The organism is Nocardia coffeae, assembly GCF_019890715.1.
Taxonomy (GTDB): Bacteria; Actinomycetota; Actinomycetes; order Mycobacteriales; family Mycobacteriaceae; genus Nocardia; species Nocardia jiangxiensis.
The window spans coordinates 215,006-235,624 of the sequence record NZ_JAINZY010000003.1 but is presented as its reverse complement, the minus strand read 5'-3'; the positions used below and the strand labels follow the sequence as shown (position 1 = coordinate 235,624).

The following is a 20,619-nucleotide window of genomic DNA, read 5'->3' as shown; positions in this document are numbered from 1 at the left end:
AGGTGCTCCGCCGCCACACACAGCCGCCGTACGGGTTTCACAGCGCGCACACCGGACGGCGCTCGGACCGGCCTGGCAGACTTGATATCGTGACCGCTCTTTCCACAGGCAGCGAACGGCCCCGGCTGGGGCAGGGGCCGTTGCGCCCGATCGAATTGGCCACCGGGGCGGTCCTGGCCGGTGTCACGGTGGGATTGGTGACCGTCGGCACGGTCCTGCCGATCGCCACCGCGCTGATGCTGATCGCGGCGGTGCCGATGGGTCTGCTCGCGCATCGGCACCGGTTGCGCGCGGTGTTCACCGCGGGGGCCGCGGCCACCCTGGTGACCTTCGTGGTGGCGGGCATGTTTTCCGCGTTCACCACGGTGGGGATGGCGATCATCGGCGGAATCGTCGGCATCGTCAAACGTCGCGGCGGCGGTCTGCCCGCGGTGATCGGACTCTCGATCCTGGCCGGTCTGGCCTCCTCGCTGTTCTCGGTCGGGATGCTGGTGGTGTTCACCGCCACGCGACAGCTGTTGTTCGAGACCATCCGCAATCTTTCCAAGGGCGTGCAGCGGCTCGCCGAACAGCAACCCCAGCTCGCGCCGCTGGGGCGGGCGCTGGGCTCGCTCACCGACGAGGTACTGCACTGGTGGTGGGCCTATGTCGGCGGCGGCATCCTCGTCGGCCTGGTCGCCACCGCGGTGTTCTCCTGGTTCGCCCTGGGTTCGGTCCTGGACCGGCTGACCTGGCTGCCCGGCCGCGACCTGTTGGACGCCCCGCCCGACGACCGTCCCATCGCGCCGCTGCCGGTCACCCTGCACGGGGCGTCGTTCCGCTATCCGGGCGCGCGCACCGATGCGCTCACCGCGGTCTCGCTCACCGTGGACGTCGGGGAGTTCGTGGCCGTCGTCGGACACAACGGTTCGGGTAAATCGACGCTGACCAGGCTGCTGGCCGGACGACCGCCCAGCGCGGGCACGGTCGAACGTCCCGGCTCGGCCGGACTGGGCCGACTCGGCGGCACCGCGCTGGTCCTGCAACGCCCGGAGAGCCAGACCCTGGGCGTGCAGGTGGCCGACGACGTGGTGTGGGGTCTGTCCCCGGAACTGGCCGAGCAGGTGGAGGTGGAATCGCTGCTCGCCGAGGTCGGGCTCGGCGGAATGGGCAAGTCGGAGACCGCCACGTTGTCCGGCGGTCAGCAGCAGCGTCTGGCCGTGGCCGCCGCGCTGGCCCGCAGACCGGCGCTGCTGATCGCCGACGAGGCCACCTCGATGATCGATCCCGACGGCCGCCGCGATCTGGTCGCCCTGCTGGCCGAACTGCCCCGGCGGCATCCGATGGCGGTCGTCCTGGTCACCCATCACGAGGCCGATGCCGCGGCCGCGGACCGCGTGGTGCATCTGTCCGGCGGGCGGCAGGTGGATCGGCTGCCCGCTTGGCCGCGCCCCGCCCGCGACGTGCGACGCCGTCCGATGGGCGAGCCGATCCTGGAGCTGCGCGGTGTCCGCCACACCTACAACCACGGAACCCCTTGGGCTGCAACGGCTCTACACGGCGTCGATCTCACCGTGCGGCGCGGCGAGGCGCTGCTGATCGTGGGCGGGAACGGATCGGGCAAATCCACCCTGGCCTGGATCATGGCCGGACTGGTCGAACCGAGTCACGGTAGTTGCGAACTGCACGAGGGCACGGGCACCCGCCGGGTCTCGACCCGAATCGGCACGGTGGCGTTGGCCTTTCAGCATTCCCGGCTGCAACTGCAGCGGCAGACGGTGGCCGCCGAGATCGAGGACTGGGGCGGCAGCGGTACCGGCTCGGCCGCGGTCGGCCGGGCGCTGGACGCGGTCGGCCTGGATCGCGCGCTGGCCTCGCACTCGATCGAGGAACTCTCCGGCGGCCAGGCCAAACGCGTGGTGCTCGCGGCGATCGTGGCCAGCCATCCGCAGGTGGTGGTGCTCGACGAGCCGCTGGCCGGACTGGATCCGCAGGGCCGCGCCGAGGTGGTGGAACTCCTTGCCCGCCTGCGGGATTCGGGCCTGACCCTGATCGTCATCTCACACGACGTGGACGATATGACGGGCGTCTGCGACCGGACCGTGCACCTGCGGCACGGCCTGATCCCGGAGACCGCGGTGCAGCCGACGACCGAACCCGCCCACACTCCCGGACTCGCGGCGCGAAGCCTGACCCGGCTCACCCCGAAGCGACCCGGCGCGACCGGAGGTAACCGATGAGACCGACTTGCGCACAACGCATTCCGTCCGGCAGTGCGGGAGTCCCGCGATGACCATGGTGCTGCTCCGCGAGGTTCCGGTACAGAGCCCGGTGCACCGGCTGTGGGCCGGGACGAAGATGATCGCGGTCTTCCTGCTCAGCATGATCGTGCTGTTCGAGCCCTCCTGGCCGGTGCTGGGCCTGGTGGTGGTCTTCCTGATCGCCGTCGGCGCGGTGGCGCATCTGCCGCCGGGCACCCTGCCGCGACTGCCGTGGCCGTTCTGGGCGCTGCTGAGCGTCGGCGCCTTCACCTCCCTGCCTGCCGGTTGGGCGGCGGTGCTGCACTACGCGCAGACCATGACGTTCGCGCTGCTGCTGGTCATCTCCTCCTTCCTGATCGCGTGGACCACCCCGATGGGCGAGATCGCGCCCGCCCTGGCGAAACTCGGTGCGCCACTGCGTCTGCTGCGGGTGCCGGTGGACGAATGGGCCGTGGTGGTCGCGCTGACGTTGCGCGGCCTTCCGCTCCTGCTGGACGAGATGCGCATCCTGCGCGCCGCACGCAAACTGCGCCCGAACGGCGGTCTGCTGCAACGCGCCACCGACAACGCGATCATGGACATCCTGACCGCGGCGATGGCGGTGTCCACGCGCCGCGCGGGCGAACTCGGCGAGGCGATCACCGCGCGCGGCGGCACCGGGCAACTCACCGCGTATCCGAGCGCCCCGGGACGTCGCGATGTGGTCGCACTACTCGTCGTGATCGCGATAGGCGTTGCGGCAGTGGCGATCAACCTCGCGCTCTAGACCGCTCGGTAGGAATCCTCCGATTCGCACGAATAGTCCCGGGAATCAACCGACCCGGGGTCTTTTTCGCACCCCGGAATCATCCAATCACGGCCGAATCTCGAGGGATTAGCCAAGATTCGGGAATGGCAATCCTCGCAATCTCTAGGATTGCGCGAACGTGCAGCAGTTACCACTTCGCTACACGAACCCGCGCGCACCCGGTCGATTAGCGGGAGTCTCTGCCTGCGCGCGCCCTTGTTCTCCGACGAACCTGATCAAGATTGGAACAGGCGAATGCTCCTGCGCAAGTTCATCGCTACCGTCGTACCGGTGGCGATCGCCCTCGGCCTCGGCGCCGGTACCGTGCACGCCGATCCCGCCATGCCGGTGGTGCACTATGCCACGAAGTTGGTGGGCAATACCGTGCAGACCACACTCACCGGTGGATCGTTCCGAACGGCGGCCGATCAGCGCACCGTCGACATCCGCGACACCGACGGCAACACCGTCGTCACACTGCCGCTGTCGATCCGGCAGAACGGCACGGAATACCCACTGCCGCACCGGATCAGCGCCGATTCGCGCGAACTGGACCTGACCGCGGTGAAGGATGTGGCCGCGGCCCGGCCGGCACGGGCGCTTCCGGTGGCCTCGTTGACGGAGAATCAGCATGCGCTGGAAGCCTTCTCGACCCAGTTCGGCATCGCCACCGCGATCGGCGGATTCATCGGCACGACCCTGGGCGCACTGATCGGGCTCACCGGCATCGTCAGCGGCCCCGGCGTGGTGGCGAGCGTCCTGGCGGGAGCCGCGCTCGGCGGCATCATCGGCACGATCGCCGTCGGCGGCCCGGCGCTGGTCATCGCGGGTCTGGACCTGGTCAACACCCTCGGCGCCGCACCCGGCACCACCAAGTGGAATCAGTGATCACGGCATTCATCGAATGGTGCAGCCCGGTGTGACGGGCCGCCCGGCGAAGCGGTCGGCGAGGAAATTCATCCCCCCCAGAGCCTCTCCGGCCGCCGCGCCGTTGTGTGTGGGAAACGGTGAATGGATCGCGGTGACAGTCGCGCCCGACGCGCAGTACCGGTCGACCAGGGCACTGAATCCCGTCACTGGAATCACGTCGTCGGAGTTGCTGTGATACATGTACAGCGGCACGTCCGGTGCGTTCACGCCCAGTTCATTGGCCGCGGCTACATTGCGAAATACTTTGCTGTCCAACAGATTCGGATCATTCGTGTAGTCGTCGACATGCGCGTTGACGTTTTGCGGCACCAGATCGGATCCACAGGCGGTGGCGTTCGCGGCCAGGAACGCCCGCCCGCGATCGTTGAGCATGCCGGACAGTCCCGACTCGGGGTGATTGCGAGTCAGCGCCATCACGATCAGCAGGGCCAGCCCGGCCTGGAGCCCGCCGTCCACGCGCCGGGCGATCGCGGGAAGGTCGGCCGGAACGCCGCCGGTGCTGATCCCAGCGAACCGCACCTGCGGCGCATAGGTCGCGCGCATCTGCGCCGCCCACAGCGTGGCGAACGCACCACCCGAATATCCCCAAGCCCCAACGGGACTCGTCGCCTGCACACCGCCGTGCGCGAAGGACAGCGCCGCCCGCACGCCGTCCAGCACCGACCGGCCCGCACCCGGACCGTCCAGGAACCGCGAGTACGGACCCTCGTAATCGCTGATCACCAACCCCCAGCCACGCAACAGCGCGGCGGTCATGAACGGCACGTCCAGCAGTGTGTTCACCACGCCGGGATCACGTCCGCCGGAAAAAGCGAAGGACGGCGAGCATCGGGTGCCGAGGCTGTCCTCGGGCACCTGATAGCTCAGCAGCGGCCGCGGACCCTTGTCCCACGAGGTGGTCGGCGCCAGCACCGTGGCCACACCCACAATCGGTCGATCCACCGAATCCGTTGTGCGGTACCGCAATTGCCATGCCGAGATCGGCAGCGGCAGGCCGAAGACGTCGATCGCGCGGGTGCCGAGCACCGCACCGTCCGGTTGGGCGGCCAGATCCGCGGGCGCGGCGTAGAACGGGTCGTCGTCGGGAGAGCGCGCATCGGCGCTGGTCGGCTGCGTCGACAGCAGGCCCAGCACCATGGCGATCGCCACGGACAGGACCACGCCTGTCCGCCGACGCGAGGCGTGTGCACCCGCGAGCCACCCGAATCCCATCCGTTACCTCCCACGTCGCCGCACGAGGTACCGCGAGCACCGATCACCCCGACCGCACCTCACCACCGAGACAGCACGCTATCGGTCCCGAATACCCAGGTCAACGATGTCCGCGGCCGGTCGGCGAACGTTTCCGCGACACGCCGACGCCCGGTACTGTGGGTCGAAACCGCATGCGACAGAAGGAGAGTTCGGTGCGACAGGGCAATGGGCTCGACATTCCGGACGGACTCGCCGACGTCTGTGACCCGCACCGGATGGCGGTGATCGTCTACGACATGCAGGTGGGAGTGCTGTCCCAGCTCGAGCACGCCGACGCGATCGTCGCACAGGTGGTGCGCGTGGTGCAGGCGGCGCGCCAGGGCGGATATCCGGTCGTGTTCTTGCGGCACATGTTCCTTCCTCCCCGCCTCAGCGGCGTATTCGCCCTGCGTATGGCGATGAACTGGCAGGGCGTCGATGCGGTCGAGGACCTGCAGCCGATCCTGTTGCGCGACACGCCGGGCTTCGAACTGGTGCCGGAATTGCGCCCGGGACCGGACGAGATCGTCTTCGACAAGACGACGATGTCCGCATTCGAGGGCACCCCGCTCACCGCGACGCTGCGCGACCTGGGCATCGTCTCCTACGCCATCACAGGTGTGGCATTGGAGATCGGCATCGCACCGACCGTCACGCACTCCACCGACCTGGGCTTCATCCCGGTCGTCGTCGGTGACGCCTGCGGCGGCCGGGACGAAGCGGCGATGGGCCGGGCGCTGGACGATTTCGCCTTCCAGGGCAACGCGATCGTCACCGATGTGTCCACGATCGTCCCGCTGCTGACCGGAAACGCCTGATCAAGTACTGGATCCGAGCCAGCCCGGATGCCACAGGCGGCCGGATTCGGTCCAGTTCATATAGCGCACGGCGCCGGTGAGCTTCGGCGTCACCCAGACGGCGTCCTCGCGTTCGGCGGGAGTCAGGTCGTTGTCGAACGGGCTGGTCTTGCGTTCCAGGCGGCGCATGCGGGCGGCCAGATCCGCCATCTCCCGCTCGTCGAATCCGGTGCCGACCCGCCCGGCGTAGATCAGCTCGCCCTCGTGCCGCACCCCGACCAGCAGAGAGGCGAACGGCCGCGCGGTGCTGCGTCGCCAGCCGCCGACGACCACCTGCTGGGTGCGCCAGTTGCGGGTCTTGATCCAGGACTGCCCGCGTCGTCCGGGCAGGTAGACCGAGTCCAGTCGTTTGGCGACCACACCCTCCATCCCGTGTTCGCGGCTGTAGTCCAATGCCTGCGCACCGGAACCGTCCAGCCGAGGCGGCACCAGGAGCGCGGGCGCGCGAGCGGCCAACGCCTCGAGCACCCGACGGCGATCCGAATAGCGTTTGCGGACCAGGGATGTGCCGTCCAGATACAGCACATCGAAGGCGACGAATTCGGCTCGCACCGAATCCGCCTGTAGCAGAGCGAGGTTCGCTATTCCGTCGGCATCGAAGACGACCGCCTCGCCATCGAGCACCACACGATGCTCGTCGAGCTCCTCACCGAGTGCGGCCAGGCGCGGATACCGTTCGGTCACGGTATTTCCGGCCCGGCTGCGTGCGGTGACCACGCCGTCGGCGATCTCGACGATCAACCGGAAGCCGTCCCATTTCGTCTCGAAAGCCCAGTCCGTCGCATCCAGGGTCGCCACGTCACCGGCGGTGGCCAGCATCGGGCTCAGATCGCGGGGCAGCTCGACCGGACGCCGCTGACCGTTCGATACCGATTGCGCTGCAACAGGTTCCGACTTCATCAGATGCATGAGCCATTGGTCGCCCCGGGTTCGGATCAGCGCGTACCGGCCGTCCAGGCGAGTGCCGCGAAACCGCACGATCACCTCGTCCTCGCGCCACTTCTCGGCCTCGTAGGTGCCCGAATCCCAGATCGTCATCGCACCCGCGCCGTACTCTCCCCGCGGGATCGAACCGTGAAAGTCCAGGTATTCCAACGGATGATCCTCGGTCCGCACGGCGAGCCGATTCTCCGCCGAGGATGTCGGCGGCCCCTTCGGCACCGCCCAGGACGCCAGCACCCCGTCGCGCTCGAGCCGCACGTCCCAGTGCAGACGGCGGGCGTGATGTTCCTGCACGACGAACCGATTGCCCGCGCCGGGCGTAGGAGGTTGCGACGGAACAGGTTCCGGAGTCCGCTCGGGATCGCGCATCGAGCGATAGGTGGCCAGCGGATCCGGCGCACCGGCTCGATGCGAGGCATCCAGTCCGGCCAGCAGGTCGCCGTGCTCACGCCAGCGAACCAGCGCCTCCTCGAAGGTCAAGTGCCGCAAGCTTTCCCGGTCCTCGATCTCGTCCCAGGCGCGCGGAGCGGCAACCATCGGCGAGGTGCGCCCGCGCAGCGAGTACGGGGCGATCGTGGTCTTGGACGGATTGTTCTGACTCCAGTCCAGGAAGACCTTGCCGGGCCGGGCCGCCTTCGCCATGGTCGCGGTCACCAGCTCCGGATACACCTTCTCCAAGCCCACCGCGACCTGCTTGGCGACCGTGGAGGCCCCGGACGGATCGAGCACGCGCGCCAACGGCACGTAGACGTGAATCCCCTTGCTACCGCTGGTCACCGGATAGGCGTCCAGTCCGACATCGCGCACGGTATCGCGGATCCGCATCGCGACGAGCGCGCATTCGGCCAGTCCCACCCCCGGACCCGGATCCAGATCGAAGACCAGCCGGGTGATCGGCCCGCGCTTATCATGGTCGAAAATCCATTGCGGCACATGGATTTCCAATGCGGCCTGCTGCCCGAGCCAGGCCATCCCCGCGACCGAATCGATCAGCGGGTACACCACGCGGCGATTCGAATGCTGCTGCACCCGCCGGTCCAGCCACGTCGGCGCGTGCGCGGCCAGATTCTTCTCGAAGAAGGAGGATTCGGCGACCCCGTTGGGCCACCGTTTGCGGGTCACCGCCCGACCGGCGATATGCGGCAGCAGCGCGGGGGCGATCTCGGTGAAATAGTCGATAACCTGGCCTTTGGTGGTCCCGGTCGCCGGGTACAGCACCTTGTCGAGGTTGCTCAGCTCAACCTCGATACCCCCGAAATCCCGGCGGGTGGCCATGGTCGAAGTTTACGGGCCGATAACTGCGTACCGGCCACACACGCGGGTCTGCAGACGGACGGGCGGCCGAACATGCCCTACAGCACAGCCCGTCCGACAACAGATTGCCGACAATCAGCCCTGTCCGGGCTCGGGTTCGGCGTCGCTCTCCGAAGCGGTCTCGGGCGTCGGCTCGGCAACGACTGCCTCCGGCTCCGCGGCAGGTTCGGGTTCGGCCTGTGCCTCAGGCGCGGACGGCTCCTCGGGAGCGGCAGGCGCCTCAGGTGCGGCAGGCGTTTCGGGAGCCGACGACGCTTCGGGAGCGGACGGCGCCTCCGCGGCTGCCTCGGATTCGGCTCCGGGCTGTTCCGGGATCGCGTTCTTCAACGCCGTGGCGCCCTTGCCGATCTGATCGGAGTACTTGCCGCCGGTCTTCTCATCGATGAACTCGCCGGCCTTGTCCACGGCACCGTGAATCTTGTCGGCGTTCTCGGCGGCCACCTCCCTCCCCTTGCCGACCAAGCCCTTGAGGGTATCCATCAGACTCATCCGTCCCGCTCCTTCACCCATCGGATTTATCGCTGGTCAGCCCATATCTTCCCACCAGTGAACCTGCGGTGATAGCGCATTGGCATCGATACGTTGACCCGGCAACGGAACCGATACCGGAGTTCCGGCCGCGCGGGCCGAGGCGACCAGTCGCCGCACCGGCTCCGACCAGCCGTGGAACGCCAAATTGAAGGTCGCCCAGTGAATCGGGACGATCAGGCCGTGTCCGGAATTCCCGCCGCACACATCGGCGTGTGCGCGCACCGCCTCCTCCGGATTCATGTGCACATCGGGCCAGTGCACGTCGTACGCGCCGATCGGCAACAGCGTCAGATCGAACGGGCCCAGGCTCTCGCCGATCTCCGCGAATGCCTTGGTGTAACCGGTATCTCCGCCGAAGTAGACGCGCCGGGTGGGTCCGGCGATCGCCCACGAGGCCCACAGCGTCGTATTGCGCACCAACCCGCGACCGGAGAAGTGCCGTGCCTCGGTGCATGTCACGACCAGCTCGCCCGGCTGCCCGCCGCCGACCGGTTCGGACAGCGAAAACGAAGCGCCCCAATCCAGTTCGACGATGCGTTCCTCGGGAACATCCCACATGCGCAGATGTGCGCCGATGCCGATCGGCACCAGGAACGGCGCCTGTTGGCTCGCGACCAGCGCGGTGACGGTATCGCGGTCCAGATGGTCGTAGTGATCGTGCGAGATGACGATCGCATCCAGTGGCGGCAGCTCCGACAGCGGCGCCGGCACCGGATGCAACCGGGTCGGCCCGACGATCGCGGACGGCGAAACCCGCTCGCTCCACACCGGATCGGTGAGAATTCGATACCCGTCGACCTCGAGCAGCGTCGAGGCGTGCCCGTACCAGGTGACCGCCAGGGCGCCGGCCTGTTCGGGCACATCCGGTGTGGCCAGCGGGATCCGGCCGGTCGGACGGCCGACGCCGCGCCTGGTCAGTGCCGAGAACATCAGCGACACACCGGATCCCGGAACCAGCTGGGAACTGGGTTCGGTGTTGTAGAACTGCCCTTTGCGATAGCGGGCGGACCGCGCGGCCACCGGCGCGATGGCCGAGACCGAGGCGCCCATCGCCGCGGGCATCTCCCACACCGCTCGCGCGACCCAGCTCAGTCCGACCGCACCGGCCACACCCAGAGTGGCGCGGCGCACGATCGTGGTGAAGGTACTCATCAGCGCCCCTCGAATTTCGCCGGACGCTTCTCCTGCCGCGCCATGCGCGCCTCCTGTGCATCGGCGCTGCTCCACGCGGCCTCGAGCGCCTCCCGCTGCGCCGATGACTGCGGATCGCGAGTGCCGTCGTCGTTGAGCACAAGCTTGAGATGACGCAGCGACAGCGGGGCCAGCTCGGCGATCGACTTGGCCCAGCCCTGCGCGTCGTCCAACGTTCCGATCCGGTTCGCGAAGCCGAAAGTGTATGCGTCGGAGGCGGATACGGTGTCCAGGCCCAGCAGGATGCTGCGCGCGGGGCCGCCGCCGATGATCGAGGCCAACCGGCGCACGGTCCAACGATCCACGGAGACACCGATTTTCGCGGCCGGGATACCGATGTAGGCGTCCGGAGCCATCACCCGCAGATCCGCGGCCAGCGCCAGCTGCACGCCACCGCCCAGTGCCGGGCCGTTGAGCGCGGCGATGACCGGCACCGGCACCGACTCGATCGCGGACAACATGCCCATCAGGGCGTCCAGGAAGGTCTCCGAGTACACCCCGTTCAGATCCGCGCCCGCGCTGAAGACCGTGCCCTGACCGGTCAGCACGATCACCCGGGCATCCGCCGCGGCGGTGATCACGGCCTCGCGCAGCCGCCCCACCAATTCCTCGTTGAGCGCGTTGCGGCGCTCCGGACGCTGTAATTCGATGGTGACAACGTCACCATCGCGGCTCACTGCGAGCAAGGGGCCTCCCCGGTTCGTGCGGTAGTGGGCTCGGACACATCGTCTCGCCTCGGACAACCTTCACTGTATGCGGCGCACGGTTGCCCGGCCGCACCCGACGCACTTCGCGGTACTGTGGCGGCCGTGACCGCACCCGATGCCGACATCCTGGTGATCGGTGCCGGACAGGCCGGACTGTCCGCCGGATACCACCTCCGACGCCTCGGGCTGCGTCCCGAACAGGACTTTCTCATCATCGATCACGCGCCGGGCCCCGGCGGGGCCTGGCAGTTCCGCTGGCCCTCGCTCACCCTCACCACCGTGAACGGCGTTCACGACCTCCCAGGAATGGCATTTGCCGAAGTGCTGCGCCCAGGTTCCGAACACGCCCAGGCCGCCACCGCCATCCCCGAGTACTACGCCCGCTACGAGCAGCGCTACGACCTGCGCGTCCACCGGCCCACCACCGTCCGCGTGGTCTGCGACCGCGCCACCCCCAGCACCTGCCCCACCGAATCCGTCGACGGACTACTGCACGCCGAAACCGTCCCGGGCGCTACGACACCGCCCTCCGGCGAGCCGGCCGACCCGACTCCCCACACATCCGCCGAGCCGACCGGACCGGCGAGTGAATACGGCAGTGCAACACGGCATTCCGACACAACTGGCGACGGGGACCATCGCACGGCCGCAGCGCGGACGAACGGACATTCGGATCCGAGCAACGAATCTGCCGCTGCGGCAAAGGCTTCCGACGCAGTAGCGACGACACTGCGGGTGCGGGGGCTGATCAATGCGACGGGAACATGGGAGAAGCCCTTCATCCCCTACTACCCGGGCGCCGAGACGTTCGGTGGGCGGCAACTGCATGCCCACGACTACCGGACCGCCGAAGAGTTCGCCGGGCGGCACGTGGTGGTCGTGGGCGCCGGAATCTCGGCGGTCCAGTTGCTCGACGAGATATCGCAGGTGACCACGACGACCTGGACGTCGCGGACCGAACCGCGCTGGCGCACCGAAGAATTCACCCGTGAGGCCGGGCGGCGCGCGGTGGCGATGGTCGAGGATCGGGTGCGGCGCGGACTGCCGCCCCGCTCGGTGGTGTCGGTGACCGGACTACCGGTCGACGACCGGATTCGTGCCGCACGCGCACGCGGCGTAATGGACTGGCATCCGATGTTCACCCGGATCGAACCGGACGGCGTGCGCTGGGCGGACGGCTCCTTCCAGCCCGCCGAGGTGATCCTGTGGGCCACCGGATTCCGCAGTGCGCTCGATCATCTCGCGCCGCTGCGGCTGCGCGGACCGGGCGGTGGCATCACCATGACCGGTCGGCTCGCGACCCAGGTCGCCGCCGACCCGCGCATCCATCTGCTCGGCTACGGCCCGTCGGCCAGCACCATCGGCGCGAATCGCGCGGGCCGGGCCGCCGCGGTGGAACTCACCGAGTACCTCGGCCTGCGCCGCGTGTGATCAATCCTCCAGGCCGACGCGGAAAGTCGCCGGATCCGGACCGAGCCGGCTGCCGGTATCCAGCGCTGAGATGAGCTGCATCTGCTCGAAGCTCAGCTCGAAGGAGAACACGTCGAAGTTCTCCTCGATCCGGGACGGGGTCACCGACTTGGGAATCACCACATTGCCCAGCTGCAGATGCCAGCGGATGATCACCTGAGCGGGACTGCGGCCGACCTCCGCGGCGATCGAGCCGATCGTCGGATCCTTCAGCTCCGAGCCCTGCCCGAGCGGGGCCCACGCCTCGGTCGCGATGCCGTGCTCGGCGTGGAAGGCGCGCAGTTCCGGCTGCGCCAGGCTGGGGTGCAACTCGACCTGGTTCAGCACCGGAGTCTCTCCGGTTTCGCCGATCAGCCGCTCCAGATGTTCGCGAGTGAAATTCGACACACCGATCGATCCGACCCGCCCCTGCGACTTGATCTCCTGCATCGCGCGGAACGTATCCACGTACCGATCGGCGGCGGGCACCGGCCAATGGATCAGGTACAGATCCAGATAATCCATGTCCAGCTCGGCCATGGTGGCATCGAAGGCACGCAGCGTGGAGTCGTAGCCCTGCTCGGAATTCCACAGCTTGCTGGTGAGGTAGACCTCGTCGCGGTCCAGGCCGGATTTGCGCACCGCATCACCCACTCCGGCCTCATTGGCGTAGACGGCCGCAGTGTCGATACTGCGGTATCCGACCTCCAACGCCGACGTGACCGCCGCCGCCGCATCCCCCGGCGGAACCTGGAAGACACCGAAGCCGAGCCTCGGAATCACGGACCCGTCGTTCAGGACGATCGAGGGGACGGCACTGGTCTCGCTGCGATAGGTCACGATTCGACGGTAGGAGCGGTTCGTCCAACCGTCAACGAACGCCCCGGAGCGTGTTGGTGCGCTGGTCCGCGCTCATCGCAGACCGAGGCGGCGGTACCGCTGCTGGCGAGCGAGCACGAGTTCGTCCGCCGATCGGCCGTCCAGCCGGGTCAATTCGGCGGCGATCGTGCTCACCATGCGACGGGCGAAGTCGACCGATTCGTCCGCTGCGTCCGGATATTCGGGCACGATGCGATCCACCACACCGTCGGCCAGCAGATCGGCCGCGCGGATACGTTGCGCGTCGGCCAGCGCGGGTGCGTGCTCGGTGTCGCGGAAGACGATGGCGCTGGCGCCCTCCGGCGGCAGCGGCGCGAGCCAGGCGTGCGTCGCGGCGAGCACCCGGTCGGCCGGGAGCAGAGCCAGTGCGCCACCGCCGCTGCCCTGTCCCAGCAGCACCGAGACGGTGGGTGTCTCGAGCGTGATGAGATCGGCCAGACAGCGGGCGATTTCGGGAGCCAGGCCGCGTTCCTCGGCCTCGCGCGAGAGTGCCGCACCGGCGGTATCGATCACCAGAACCAGCGGCAGGTGCAGTTCCGCGGCCAGCTGCATACTGCGCCGCGCCTCCCGTAATGCGGCCGGGCCCATGGTGTTCTCGCCGGTCTGCCCCGCCCGATCGTGTCCGAACACCACACACGGTCGACCGCGCAGACGAGCCAGCGCCAATACGACGGTCCGATCCGATTCGCCTTGACCGGTGCCGCTCAACGGAACTCGGTCCGTCACGTGGCGCAACAGTTCGCGTATTCCGGGGCGCTCCGGGCGGCGGGAGATCAGCACCGAATCCCAAGCGCTCGAACCCGGTTGTTCCACAGGGTGTTTCGCATCATCTGATCCGGTGTTCTCGACGACCATCCCCGATCCCGACCGGTCGGAATCCGAAATCCCCTGCCCCTGAAGGTTATTCACAACGTTCAACACCCGATGCACGATCCGCCGGAACACCCGAACCGGCACCACGCCGTCGACGACCCCGTTGCGATACAGATTCTCGGCGGTCTGCACACCTTCGGGGAACGGCCGTCCGTACAGCGCCTGATAAACCCTCGGTCCGAGAAAGCCGATCAACGCGCCCGGCTCGGCGAATGTCATGTGCCCCAACGAACCCCAGGACGCGAACACCCCGCCCATCGTCGGATCGCGCAGATACACCAGATACGGATACCCGGCCGCCTTGTGTATCGTCACGGCCCCGGCGATCTTCACCATCTGCACGAAAGCGACTGTGCCCTCCTGCATCCGGGTGCCACCCGAGGTCGGCGAGGCCACCAGGGGCAATCCGAGTTCGGTCGCCCGCTCCACCGCAAGCACTATCCGCTCCGCCGCCGCCACGCCGATCGATCCCGCGAGAAATCCGAACTCACAAGCGATCACAGCGATCCGCCGCCCTCGCAACCGGCCCTCACCGGTCACCACCGACTCGTCCACCCCCGAACGATCCGCAGCCGCCCGCAGGTCCTCGCGATACTCGGCCCCCGTCGCAACCTCCACCGGCGACCGATCCCAGGTCACGAAAGAACCGGCATCGAGCAACTCCGCCAACAACTCTCGCGCAGACTGTATTTTCTTGCCTCCGCTTCGCTCCGGCGGGTCGCGGCCCCCAAGGGCCGAGACCTTTGGGGTTGGCGTTGTCTGGGGTGGGCGGAACTCAGGCGGCCCGCTGTGTATTCCTGTGATCGGTGAGTGTACGCAGATCGAGTTAAGGATATGTTCGCGGCGGCGTGGGTGATCCGCTACACGGCGTTCGTGACAGCGAGAGCTAATGGACCACAGCCCTCATCGAGTCACGGACAGTCGCACCCTTGCCCGGGATACGCGACGCGTCCGACCCGCTCGGATCGGACGTGCGCATCCCCGGCGGGGGTGCGACTGGGTGTGATCACCCCGTGGCGCCGGAACACGCCGCGGAGCACAGGGGCAGCCCTTGCTCCGGCAGGCAGGGCTCGTGACCCTGTCTCGCCGGGCTCAGTAACCCTGTACGACCTTGCGCAGCGCGTACTCGGTGACCGAGACCAGCGCCTGCTTCACCGGCTCCCGCCGGCGCGCGTCGATCGACATGATCGGCACGTCCGCCGGGACGGCCAGCGCCTGCCGGATGTCCTCGGTCGGATACCTGGGCGCATCATCGAATTCGTTGATGGCGACCAGGAACGGCAGGCTGCGCGCCTCGAAATAATCGACGGCGGCGAAGCTGTCCTCCAGCCGGCGGGTGTCGACCAACACCACGGCGCCGATGGCGCCGCGGATCAGGTCGTCCCACATGAACCAGAAGCGGTACTGCCCCGGTGTACCGAACAGATAGAGCACGAGGTCATCGGCGAGGCTGATCCTGCCGAAGTCCATCGCCACCGTTGTGGTGTTCTTCGTCGGCACGGCGGCCAGGCTGTCGACCCCGACACTGGCATTGGTCACCAATGCCTCGGTGCGCAGCGGAACGATCTCCGAGACCGCACCGACCAGGGTCGTTTTGCCCACACCGAAACCGCCCGCGACCACGATCTTCGCCGAGGTAGGTTTACTGGTGCGGGTATCGACCTGGGCCGTCGAATCAAATACGCCGGAGTCCACTAAGAACCCTTTCGATCAGCTCGCGACGTTCATCGTCGCTCGAGTCGTCCTTCAATGTCGCCGAGACTCGTACATGTCCGGCCTCGATGAGATCGGCAACGAGAACACGTGCCACCCCGATCGGGATACCCAGCCGGGCAGCCAGTTCGGCAACCGATGGCGACTCCCTGCACAACTCCACGATTGACGTCTCGATATTGGTGAGTTCGAACTGCCGCTCGAAGGCGACCGCTTGCGCTGCGACGAGGGCCTCCAACGCCAACTCGACCGTCGGCCGCGTGCGGCCGGCGGTCAGTGAGTACGGGCGTACGAGGCTCGGCTCGGCGCTCCCCACGCGCTGGTTGTCTATGTCCATCCCACCATCAGGAACCCATCGTGACGCGAGGCGTCGCCTGAACCGTCTGGCCCACCCGCTCAACCAACAGCGCCATCTCGTAGCCGACCTGGCCGATGTCGCACGACGTGTTGGTCAGCACGGCCAGATAGGAACCGTCGCCGACGGCCATCAGCAATAGGTAGCCGTGTTCCATCTCGACTACGGATTGCAGAACTGTGCCGCCCTCGAACAGGTTCGACACACCCACCGAGAGGCTGGCCAGCCCGGCGGTCACTGCGGATAGCTGCTCGGCACGGTCCACGGGCAACTGGGCGCTCGCGGCCATCAACAGACCGTCCGCCGAAACCAGCACGGCATGAGCGACGCCAGGAACCTCGTTGGCGAAGTTCGAAACCAGCCAGTCCAGCTGACGGTTCGTACCACCTAGATCGGGGTTCATCGGTCTCCTTTATCTCCGGTAAGGTTCATTGCCTTCATTGCGCGGCCATCCCGGACGCCCTGCTGGTGACGACTCAGACTTGACCTGATGGCATCGGCGTCCCGGTTACGCGGTACCCGGTCGACCTTGCCATCCACACCACCGGGTACGAGCCGGTTACCCGGATCGCGTTGTGGCAGTCCGGATGCGGTGCGCTTGTCCGAGGTCGTTTCGACCGCCCGGCGGGCAGCCTCCCAGCCCTCGTCGCCCGGCGACTCGAAGGCGGCAGCCACCTCGGACCGATCCGAATTCGGATCCGACAGCCAGGCCGACATCATCTCCGCGAAGATCGGACTGTCGGCCATCGACGACTGAGTGTCCTCGGTGGGCTGCAACCGCGTCTGGAAGAACGCGGCCGTCTTCTGCGGGTTGGACTTGAAGCTGTGGCGACCGCGTTCGCGGCCCTCGCCCAGGTCCTCCCCCTTGTCTGTGTTCTCGGCCGATCGATCCGCAGGCGGCAGGCTCAGGCCGGGCGTCGGCAGCGGACGCGGCGGCAGTCCGGCACCGGGCTTGCGTTGCGGCAGACCGGTTATACCCGAATCCCGCTGCGGCGGCTCGGTTTCCGCCGAATTTCGCTGCGGCAATCCGGGCGGAGTGGCGCTGCGGCGCGGCAGGCCGGTTCCGGCGGAGTCGCGCTGCGGCAGGCCGTTACCAATCGAATCACGTTGCGGAAGATCATCTGTCAGCGGATCGCGCTTGGGCAGATCTCCGGTGAGCGGATCGCGCTTGGGCAGGTCACCGGTGAGCGGATCGCGCTTGGGCAGGTCACCGGTGAGCGGATCGCGCTTGGGCAGGCCGTTGCCGGTGCTCTCCCGCTTCGGCAGGCCGGGGCTCTCGCGCTTGGGCAGACCGTTGCCGTCACGCTGCGGCAGACCGTTACCCGTGTTCTCGCGCTGCGGCAGGCCGTTACCCGCCGCATCGCGCTGCGGCAGACCACCCGGACCACGCTGCGGCAGACCGTTCGCGCCCGGCTGACGCCGCGGCAGACCGCCGTCGCGCGGTGGGAGACCACCGGCGGACGGATCCCGCGGCGGCAGCGCATTGCTCGCGGCATCGCGCTGCGGGAGATCCCCGCTCAGTGGATCCCGCTTCGGCAGGCCGGTGCCCGGTGTATCACGCTGCGGCGCAGCCGAATCACGCTGCGGCAGACCATTGCCCGCCGTATCGCGCTGGGACGGACCGTCACTCGCGGCATCGCGCTGCGGCAGACCACCCGGACCACGCTGCGGCAGACCGTCACCGGCCGGACCACGCTGCGGCAGACCGTTACCCGCGGCATCGCGCTGCGGCAGACCCTCGCCGCCCCGCTGCGGCAGACCGTTGGGTCCACGCTTGGGCAGGCCGTTGGCGCCGGGCTCACGCTGCGGCAGACCGCCCGGACCCGGCTGCCGGTTGGCGGCCGGACGTTCCGGAAGACCACCGGGGCCCTGCGGCGGTGTGGGTCCACCCGGGGCGTCCGGCCCCGCCGGACCTCCGCGACGCGGCAGACCCGCGGCACCCATACCCCGCTGCGGCAACCCGCCGGGACCGCCCTCGCGCGGCGGCATACCGCCCGCACCGGGCTCACGCTGTGGCGCGCCGTTACCGCCGCGCTGACGCTGCGGCAGACCGCCGGTGCGGGGCTGCCCCGCGGCGCCGGGCTGGCGCTTGAGCATATTCGCGGCCAGGTTGGCCTGTGGCTGAGCAAGTCCGCCACCGGTATTCGGACGCTGCGGCAGATTCGCGCCGGGCTGCGCGCCCGGCATCTGCGGGCCGTTGGCGCCGGGCTCACGCCGTGGCAGACCGGGTCCGCTGTCGGTGGTGGCGCGCCGCAGAGTGGGACCGTCCGCCCCCGGCTGACGTTGCGGCAGACCGCCCGGAGTCGCACTGCCCGGCTGACGCTGCGGCAGTCCACTCGGAGCCGCACCAGCCGGCTGACGCTGCGGCAGACCACCGCTCGGACTGGCCGTCGCGGGCGGGGTGGAGCCGATGACGCCCTCGGCCGACAGGCCGTCCTCGGCGTCCTCGTCGGTCGGAATCGCCCCGCTCACACCGGGATCCACGGTCACCATCATGTTGCCGCTCGGCGTGCGGGTGACCGCACGCGTCTGCATGGTGGCCGCCGGAGTGGTCGACTGCGGCTGCACCGGAATCGGCTGGGACGGCGTGGGCACCTGCGGGGTGGCCTGCGTCGGCACCGCGATGGAGCCGCCGACCGGCGCGACGATGATCGGCTTGGGCAGATGCACCGTGACGGTGACGCCCGGGTCCCGTGCGGTGTCGAAGGTGGGCCGCAGCCGCACCGTCAGACCGTGCCGCTCGGCGAGCCGGCCGACCACGAACAGACCCATGTGCCGCGCGGTGTCCGGACCGACCTCGGCGGCGGTCTCCAGCCGACGGTTGATGTCGGCCATTTCGGCCGGGGGCATACCGATACCGCGGTCGGCGACCTCGACCAGCAGGCCCTGATCGTGCGCTTGGGCGAAGGTGAACTTGACGTCGGTCTCCGGCGGCGAGGCGCGCAGCGCGTTGTCCAGCAGCTCGGCGAACAGGTGCGCCAGGTCGGAGGCGGCGGGTTCGGTGATGGCGCCGCGCGGGGTGGCGCCCAGTTTCACCCGCTCGTAGTCCTCGACCTCGGAGATGGCCGCACGCAGCACGTCGGCGATCTCGACCGGCGCGGACTTACCGCGCCGCTGCCGGGTACCGGCCAGAATCAGCAGGTTGTCGCCGTTGCGTCGCATACGGGCGGCGAGGTGGTCCAGCCGGAAGAGGTTCTCCAGCAGACGCGGGTCCTTCTCGTCGTACTCCATCGCCTCGATGAGCGAGAGCTGATGGTCGACAAGGGATTTCGAGCGTCGAGCCAGGGTCTCGAACATATCGTTGACCTGGGTACGCATCGAGGCCTGATCCGCCGCCAGACGCAATGCCTGTCCGTGGATGTCGTCGACGGCGCGGGCGAGCTGACCGACTTCCTCATCGGTGTGCACCGGCATCGGTTCCAGTGGCACGTCCTCGGGAGATGCGCCGTCACGCAATCGGGAGACCTCGTGACCGAGGTCGTGCTCGGCGACGCGCAGCGCGGCCAGACGCAACTTACGCAGCGGCACGATCATCGACCGCGCGATGACGACCGCGAGCAGCAGCGCCGCCATGATCGTCGCGATGACGATGATCGCGTAGCGGATCGCACCGGTACGGGCGTCGTCGGCCAGCTGGTTCACTCGCGCGGTGATCTGGCTGGTCGAGCTGTCGACGATCTTCTGGTAGTACGACAGGCTGTCCTGCAGCGACTGCTTGAGGTCCGCCACGGGAATCTGGCCGACCGCGGCCTGCGGGCTGCCGGCCAGTTCGATTCGCTTGCTGACCAGCTGGTTCAGCGCGGTGATCGTCGGATCGTTGTCCGGGAAGCGGTGCGCCAGGGTGGAGAGCATCTGCCGCTCGGTGTTGGCGGCGATCTGGAAGTCACGCAGCGCGCCCTTGGAGTCGCCGCGCAGCGCCTCGGAGATCGCGGCGACCTCCGAAACCTCCACCGCACGCGTGTTCAGGGTGTCGACCAGGCGCAGCTTGGCCTGCTCCACCTGCGGGTCGGAGACCGTCGCGGTGATCTGCTCGGTCGTCCGGACGCTGTTCTGCCGAATGCTCTCTTCGTGATTGACCGCGTCGGTCACCGTGGGCGACGGCGTGTGGCCGTTGGCCCGCACCTCCTTGGCGCCCGCGATCATCTGATCGAGCGCGGCCTGCCCGCCCGGCACGCCGTCCAGGCGCGCCGAATTCTTCTGGGCGGAGGTGATTGCGTTGTCGAGCGCGGTCAGATCGGCGTCCTGGACCAGCGATTGGCCCGGAGCGATCTGCGCCATCTGTTCACTGGCCACCGTGGCCTCCGCGCCACTGAGCCCGGTCACCGCGGGAATCGCCCCGACATGTGTCACCGCGGCATCCAGCCGACTCGAGTCGCTGAACTGCGCCGCGATCCTGGACGCGCCGAGCACCACCGCAACGAGAAGGGGGACGGCCAGAACCGCCGTAACCTTCCAACGCAGGTCCCAGTTGCTAAGCGCCCAACGCTTGTTGCCGGACCTAGCGGCGTCGCGCATCTTCACTCACTTTCCAAACTGGCCCCAGCCATGCGCCATCAGCGAGCCTCCACGATCGCATGGCTGGACTCGTTTGGCACAGCGGGCCGAGATCTGCGGCAGG

General features: G+C 68.4%; 16 protein-coding genes. 5 read left to right on the top strand and 11 right to left on the bottom strand.

Annotated features, from left to right (window positions below; all coding sequences use genetic code 11):
• Nucleotides 1–89: 89 nt before the first annotated feature.
• The 3 genes from K7711_RS14680 (at nucleotide 90) to K7711_RS14670 (ending at nucleotide 3,915) form a co-directional block, all read left to right on the top strand.
• Nucleotides 90–2,219, top strand: a complete 2,130-nt coding sequence (locus tag K7711_RS14680) for a DUF2232 domain-containing protein (protein WP_222969760.1) — start codon at nucleotides 90–92, stop codon at nucleotides 2,217–2,219.
• Nucleotides 2,220–2,268: 49 nt separating this feature from the next.
• Entirely contained in the window at nucleotides 2,269–3,006 is a 738-nt protein-coding gene (locus tag K7711_RS14675; RefSeq protein ID WP_222969758.1) for an energy-coupling factor transporter transmembrane component T family protein, read from the top strand.
• Nucleotides 3,007–3,282: 276 nt separating this feature from the next.
• A complete protein-coding gene (locus K7711_RS14670) occupies nucleotides 3,283–3,915 on the top strand; it encodes a DUF8020 domain-containing protein (RefSeq protein ID WP_222969756.1) in 633 nt (210 codons plus the stop codon).
• 9 nt (nucleotides 3,916–3,924) lie between these two features.
• Here the strand turns inward: K7711_RS14670 and K7711_RS14665 are convergent, their stop codons facing one another.
• Complete coding sequence (locus tag K7711_RS14665) at nucleotides 3,925–5,169, bottom strand: lipase family protein (RefSeq protein WP_222969754.1); 1,245 nt, start codon at nucleotides 5,167–5,169, stop codon at nucleotides 3,925–3,927.
• 194 nt (nucleotides 5,170–5,363) lie between these two features.
• Here K7711_RS14665 and K7711_RS14660 point away from each other — a divergent pair, with 194 nt between their 5' ends.
• Nucleotides 5,364–6,008, top strand: coding sequence for a cysteine hydrolase family protein (locus tag K7711_RS14660; protein ID WP_222969752.1), 645 nt, complete (start codon nucleotides 5,364–5,366; stop codon nucleotides 6,006–6,008).
• Here the strand turns inward: K7711_RS14660 and K7711_RS14655 are convergent, their stop codons facing one another.
• The 4 genes from K7711_RS14655 to K7711_RS14640 form a co-directional block, all read right to left on the bottom strand.
• Nucleotides 6,009–8,264, bottom strand: coding sequence for an ATP-dependent DNA ligase (locus K7711_RS14655; RefSeq protein ID WP_222969750.1), 2,256 nt, complete (start codon nucleotides 8,262–8,264; stop codon nucleotides 6,009–6,011).
• Nucleotides 8,265–8,378: 114 nt separating this feature from the next.
• Entirely contained in the window at nucleotides 8,379–8,792 is a 414-nt protein-coding gene (locus tag K7711_RS49290) for an antitoxin (RefSeq protein WP_222969747.1), read from the bottom strand.
• A gap of 36 nt (nucleotides 8,793–8,828) precedes the next feature.
• Nucleotides 8,829–9,986, bottom strand: coding sequence for an MBL fold metallo-hydrolase (locus K7711_RS14645; RefSeq protein ID WP_222969745.1), 1,158 nt, complete (start codon nucleotides 9,984–9,986; stop codon nucleotides 8,829–8,831).
• On the bottom strand, nucleotides 9,986–10,711 hold the full coding sequence (locus tag K7711_RS14640; RefSeq protein ID WP_222969743.1) for an enoyl-CoA hydratase: 726 nt from the start codon (nucleotides 10,709–10,711) through the stop codon (nucleotides 9,986–9,988). The genes K7711_RS14645 and K7711_RS14640 overlap by 1 nt, the downstream gene beginning before the upstream one ends.
• 123 nt (nucleotides 10,712–10,834) lie before the next feature.
• Between K7711_RS14640 and K7711_RS14635 the strand changes: the two genes are divergently transcribed.
• Nucleotides 10,835–12,163, top strand: a complete 1,329-nt coding sequence (locus K7711_RS14635; RefSeq protein WP_308014730.1) for an NAD(P)-binding protein — start codon at nucleotides 10,835–10,837, stop codon at nucleotides 12,161–12,163.
• Here K7711_RS14635 and K7711_RS14630 read toward each other — a convergent pair whose 3' ends face one another.
• The 6 genes from K7711_RS14630 to K7711_RS14605 all read right to left on the bottom strand — a co-directional run bounded on the left by K7711_RS14630 (nucleotide 12,164) and on the right by K7711_RS14605 (nucleotide 20,516).
• Nucleotides 12,164–13,021 (bottom strand): aldo/keto reductase, encoded by an 858-nt coding sequence (locus tag K7711_RS14630; RefSeq protein WP_222969741.1) that lies wholly within the window; start codon nucleotides 13,019–13,021, stop codon nucleotides 12,164–12,166. It abuts the gene before it with no gap.
• A 72-nt stretch (nucleotides 13,022–13,093) separates the two neighbouring features.
• Complete coding sequence (locus K7711_RS14625; RefSeq protein WP_372460137.1) at nucleotides 13,094–14,572, bottom strand: carboxyl transferase domain-containing protein; 1,479 nt, start codon at nucleotides 14,570–14,572, stop codon at nucleotides 13,094–13,096.
• Between the two features lie 453 nt (nucleotides 14,573–15,025).
• Entirely contained in the window at nucleotides 15,026–15,628 is a 603-nt protein-coding gene (locus K7711_RS14620; RefSeq protein WP_174435003.1) for a GTP-binding protein, read from the bottom strand.
• Nucleotides 15,609–15,983 carry a DUF742 domain-containing protein gene (locus K7711_RS14615; RefSeq protein ID WP_040818858.1) on the bottom strand — a complete coding sequence of 125 codons (375 nt, stop codon included), beginning with the start codon at nucleotides 15,981–15,983 and terminating at the stop codon, nucleotides 15,609–15,611. Before K7711_RS14615 ends, K7711_RS14620 begins: the two co-directional genes overlap by 20 nt.
• Nucleotides 15,984–15,990: 7 nt before the next feature.
• Nucleotides 15,991–16,404, bottom strand: a complete 414-nt coding sequence (locus K7711_RS14610; RefSeq protein ID WP_011207200.1) for a roadblock/LC7 domain-containing protein — start codon at nucleotides 16,402–16,404, stop codon at nucleotides 15,991–15,993.
• The gene (locus K7711_RS14605; protein ID WP_222969739.1) at nucleotides 16,401–20,516 is read right to left on the bottom strand and encodes an ATP-binding protein; all 4,116 of its coding nucleotides are present in this window, start codon (nucleotides 20,514–20,516) and stop codon (nucleotides 16,401–16,403) included. The genes K7711_RS14610 and K7711_RS14605 overlap by 4 nt, the downstream gene beginning before the upstream one ends.
• Nucleotides 20,517–20,619: the final 103 nt, after the last annotated feature.

Bases quoted from the DNA above. Each gene is read 5' to 3' on its own strand.
- K7711_RS14675 (WP_222969758.1), top strand. From the start codon at position 2,269: ATGACCATGGTGCTGCTCCGCGAGGTTCCGGTACAGAGCCCGGTGCAC.
- K7711_RS14670 (WP_222969756.1), top strand. From the start codon at position 3,283: ATGCTCCTGCGCAAGTTCATCGCTACCGTCGTACCGGTGGCGATCGCC.
- K7711_RS14665 (WP_222969754.1), bottom strand. From the start codon at position 5,169: ATGGGATTCGGGTGGCTCGCGGGTGCACACGCCTCGCGTCGGCGGACA.
- K7711_RS14655 (WP_222969750.1), bottom strand. From the start codon at position 8,264: ATGGCCACCCGCCGGGATTTCGGGGGTATCGAGGTTGAGCTGAGCAAC.
- K7711_RS49290 (WP_222969747.1), bottom strand. From the start codon at position 8,792: ATGAGTCTGATGGATACCCTCAAGGGCTTGGTCGGCAAGGGGAGGGAG.
- K7711_RS14645 (WP_222969745.1), bottom strand. From the start codon at position 9,986: ATGAGTACCTTCACCACGATCGTGCGCCGCGCCACTCTGGGTGTGGCC.
- K7711_RS14615 (WP_040818858.1), bottom strand. From the start codon at position 15,983: ATGGACATAGACAACCAGCGCGTGGGGAGCGCCGAGCCGAGCCTCGTA.
- K7711_RS14610 (WP_011207200.1), bottom strand. From the start codon at position 16,404: ATGAACCCCGATCTAGGTGGTACGAACCGTCAGCTGGACTGGCTGGTT.
- K7711_RS14605 (WP_222969739.1), bottom strand. From the start codon at position 20,516: ATGCGCGACGCCGCTAGGTCCGGCAACAAGCGTTGGGCGCTTAGCAAC.